This is a genomic window from Streptomyces sp. YIM 98790 (assembly GCF_011421595.1).
In the GTDB taxonomy this organism is placed as follows: Bacteria; Actinomycetota; Actinomycetes; order Streptomycetales; family Streptomycetaceae; genus Streptomyces.
This window is the reverse complement of the sequence record NZ_WTLH01000297.1, coordinates 3,994-4,667: the sequence shown is the minus strand read 5'-3', so window position 1 is coordinate 4,667 and position 674 is coordinate 3,994. Positions and strand designations below refer to the sequence as shown.

The following is a 674-nucleotide window of genomic DNA, read 5'->3' as shown; positions in this document are numbered from 1 at the left end:
CGCGGTGCCGGGCGCATCAAGCTGCTCATCAGTGCCGCGTGTGCCGCGCTGGTCGCGGCCGTTCTGGTCCCGACGGGCAGCGCCAACGCCAACCCGATCAACTCCAACCAGACCGGCAACCACGGCGGGTACTTCTACTCGTTCTGGACCGACGCGCCCGGCACGGTCTCCATGACCATGGGCTCCGGCGGCAACTACAGCACCCAGTGGAGCAACACCGGCAACTTCGTGGCCGGCAAGGGCTGGAGCACCGGCGCCCGCCGGACGGTGACCTACTCGGGCACCTTCAACCCGTCCGGCAACGCCTACCTGACGCTCTACGGCTGGTCGCGGAACCCGCTGGTGGAGTACTACATCGTCGACAACTGGGGCACCTACCGGCCCACCGGCACCTTCAAGGGCACGGTGAACAGCGACGGCGGCACCTACGACATCTACGAGACCACCCGGTACAACGCCCCGTCCATCGAGGGCACCCAGACGTTCAAGCAGTTCTGGAGCGTCCGGCAGTCCAAGCGCACCGGCGGCACCATCACCACCGGCAACCACTTCGACGCCTGGGCCCGGCACGGCATGAACCTGGGCAGCCACGACTACCAGATCATGGCGACCGAGGGCTACCAGAGCAGCGGCAGCTCCAACATCACCATCGGCAGCTCCTCCGGCGGCACCAC

1 protein-coding gene is annotated in these 674 nt (G+C 67.4%); it reads left to right on the top strand.

The window, feature by feature from the left end; genetic code table 11:
• A partial coding sequence (locus GQS09_RS28810) for a glycoside hydrolase family 11 protein (RefSeq protein WP_399552617.1) occupies positions 1-674 on the top strand: 674 nt, incomplete at both ends.